Genomic DNA, 2,749 nt, shown 5'->3' with positions numbered 1-2,749 from the left:
CCTGCAATCCGTAGCCCCCCGCTGTGCGCAATTAGCAAGGGACTCCGAAGCCGCATCCCTCTTCCTTCGCTTACCGAGAGCCACGCCGACATCGCCCCTCTTCGCTAAAGCGATGGCCCCCCAAGTTTTGATCCAACGCCCTGTCGCAACAGGCGACGCTTGGCCTGCTCCAGTGGTACCACCTGGGATGGGAGCACAGCCGCCGACTCCCTGACCACCAATTGGATACTGACCAGGAGGACACCTACCTTCTGCGTTGGCCGTCTGTGGCAATTGGCAGGCAATGATTCCCAGACCCAGCAGGATTACTGCACCTGAATAGACACGAATTGACTTCATCTCCGGCCTCTAGTTCGAAGCTAAGCCTTTACGGCCAGTATCAGAATTGCCCGACCCAGCTGTGGAGTTGCTGCCAGTGACTACGACATTGCTCCCAACTGAAGTCGATCCACCCGATTGACTGCCACCGCTCGTTGAAGGTTTATCCGGCGTGTAATAGCTACCCGGCGGCTGTCCATTAGGTCCCGGCGCAGCAGCAGCCGGGCTGCCATCTATCTGCGAATATGCCATGAAGCTACCCAGCGTGCCCTGGAAGAACATGGCCGCCATTGGGGGTGCAGTCAGAATCAAGGTCGTCAGGATCAATCCCATGCCGCCCTGCGGCATCGCCTGGCTGGTCATGCCGTCGCTGGAGGCACCGTCGAGCAGGAACTTGTGACCGACGCAGTCGATCAGAGCGCTGCCGAGACGCCATGTACAGCGCGATTGAGATCATCGCTGCCAGTCAGGAAGAAGTTCGCCATTATGGGCGCTGCAGCCAGCGCCACCATCGGGATGCCAGCTATCGATGCGTTAAAACGCTTCGAATTTTGGCTCTGTGCAGGCTGAGTAAACAACATCACAGCCACGTCCGCCGCGGGAATCGCACAATTTAGTAGCTACGCTTTTGGCAAGCTCTTCCGTAGCTGCAGTGCCAAAGCTAGTCCCAGGGGTTCCAGAGCTAGGAACAGCCGCCGCAGCGCACTGATTCTTATAGGTAAACGAAACTCGGCAATCACGCGCCCCTGAGCTAGCACATTCAGAAACTGCATTCTTCGCGGCATCTGATTTCTTAACCTCACCAGTGACTGTTCCCGAGGCGCCGGTAGAAGAAGTTGCAATCGCTCCCCATGTTTTTATCCAACGGCCGGTGGCACGCGGCCCTTCCGCAGCTCCGCCACCACCAGCAGGGATTGGAGCGCAGCCTGGAGCGCGGCTGTCCCCTATTGGATACTGGCCAGGAGGACATCTGCCCTCGGCAAAAGTCAAGAATGGCACTAGGCACAACAACAAAATAAAAATAGCCCTCATGAAATTCTCTTCTCAAGCTTGAAGGCAGATCGCATCCGATCAAGATGCCGAGAATCCCCCTTCAACGCGCCTACTGTCGCGGTGCGGCTGCAAAAAAATTATCTAGAAAGCCTCGAACTTTGGTTCTGTGCATGCCGAATACACGACACCACAACCCCGTCCCCCTCGAGACTGACAGAGTTCAGTAGCGACCTTCTTGGCAACATCAACAGTCTCTCCGCTCCCAAAGTTCGTACCTTGAGTGCCCGAGCTCGCAGTCGCGGCCGCCGCACACTGGTGCTTGTACGTAAAGGCGATGTCGCAATCACGTGCGCCGGTCGCCTCGCACTCAACCATTGCTGCCTTTTCAGCCTCCCTCTTCTTTACCTTCCCGACCGAAACACCTGATGCCCCAGAATTGGACATTGCGATGGCGCCCCAAGTCTTGATCCACCGGCCCGTCGCTCTGGGTCCAGCGTCTCCGCTGCTACCCGCAGGAATTGGCGCACATCCCGGTGCCCGACTGTCACCTATCGGGTACTGGCCAGGCGGGCATCGCCCTTCTGCCACAGAGGATTCAGCAACAAGAAAAAGTGCCGAAAGAACGAGTAATTTGGAAATCAACTTTCCAACTGATTTTTTTGGCATGGCTACGCACCTTCAACGGATGTCACTAATAGCACTAATCATTAGATCTGGCAGCACCTATCGTACTCGGGGCAGTTCTTGCTTCGCCGGTCGAGCTCGGAGGCATCGAGTTCCTCACCATACTTCCTGAATGAACCTCGGTCTGCCGCACGTCATTATTCGAAGGCGCTGCCGGCGTATACGAACCCGGCGGCTGGCCCTGTGGACCCGGCTGGCCCGCTGCCGATCCACCGATCTGGGAGTATGGCGCGAAACCACCCAAGGTCCCCTGGAAGAACATGGCCGCCATTGGGGGCGCAGTCAGAATCAGGGTCGTGAGGATCAGGCCCATGCCGCCCTGCTGCATCGCCTGGCTGGTCATGCCGTCGCTGGAGGCGCCTTCGAGTAGGAACTTGTTGACCAAGGCGGTGGACCAGAACGCGGTCGAGACACGGATCACCATGTCCAGCGCGATCGATACCATCGCTGCCAGTACCGCCATCGAGAACATCGTGCCGATGCCGTAGAACAGCCATCGCTGGAACAGCTGCTTGGTCTGGTCGAACAGCAGACACAGAATGAACAAGGGACCCAGGCCGATGAACAGCGCCAGCGCGACCTCGTAGAGCAGCAACATCGCACCAGCGGTGACCGCCGGGCCGCCCGTGCCCAGGCCGATGAACCACAGCGCCCGGGTCTTGTCCGCCTGCAACCCTGGATCATTCAGGATCTTGATGCCATCAATGCTCGACAGCGCCACTTGCATCCAGGCCAAGCTCTTGTCGATCTGCTC

Annotated in this window: 4 protein-coding genes and 1 pseudogene; all 5 read right to left on the bottom strand. The window is 58.0% G+C overall.

What is annotated here, in order from left to right:
- Nucleotides 1-339, bottom strand: a 339-nt coding sequence (locus AC2A1N_RS13655) for a DUF4189 domain-containing protein (protein ID WP_484372586.1), incomplete at its 3' end; no start/stop codon positions are given.
- 9 nt (nucleotides 340-348) lie between these two features.
- Nucleotides 349-690: pseudogene (locus AC2A1N_RS13650) on the bottom strand (TrbL/VirB6 family protein); the annotation flags it as partial.
- A 162-nt stretch (nucleotides 691-852) separates the two neighbouring features.
- On the bottom strand, nucleotides 853-1,350 hold the full coding sequence (locus tag AC2A1N_RS13645) for a DUF4189 domain-containing protein (RefSeq protein ID WP_242894477.1): 498 nt from the start codon (nucleotides 1,348-1,350) through the stop codon (nucleotides 853-855).
- Between the two features lie 102 nt (nucleotides 1,351-1,452).
- Nucleotides 1,453-1,977: a DUF4189 domain-containing protein gene (locus AC2A1N_RS13640; protein WP_082783389.1), complete on the bottom strand. Its 525-nt coding sequence runs from the start codon at nucleotides 1,975-1,977 to the stop codon at nucleotides 1,453-1,455.
- A 34-nt stretch (nucleotides 1,978-2,011) separates the two neighbouring features.
- The coding region (locus AC2A1N_RS13635) for a type IV secretion system protein (protein WP_484372584.1) at nucleotides 2,012-2,749 on the bottom strand (738 nt) is incomplete at its 5' end.

The organism is Stenotrophomonas maltophilia group sp. SKK55, assembly GCF_057179845.1.
Note: the sequence above shows the minus strand (reverse complement) of the source record. Positions and strands in the feature narration are given on the sequence as shown.

Bases quoted from the DNA above. Each gene is read 5' to 3' on its own strand.
- AC2A1N_RS13645 (WP_242894477.1), bottom strand. From the start codon at position 1,350: ATGAGGGCTATTTTTATTTTGTTGTTGTGCCTAGTGCCATTCTTGACT.
- AC2A1N_RS13640 (WP_082783389.1), bottom strand. From the start codon at position 1,977: ATGCCAAAAAAATCAGTTGGAAAGTTGATTTCCAAATTACTCGTTCTT.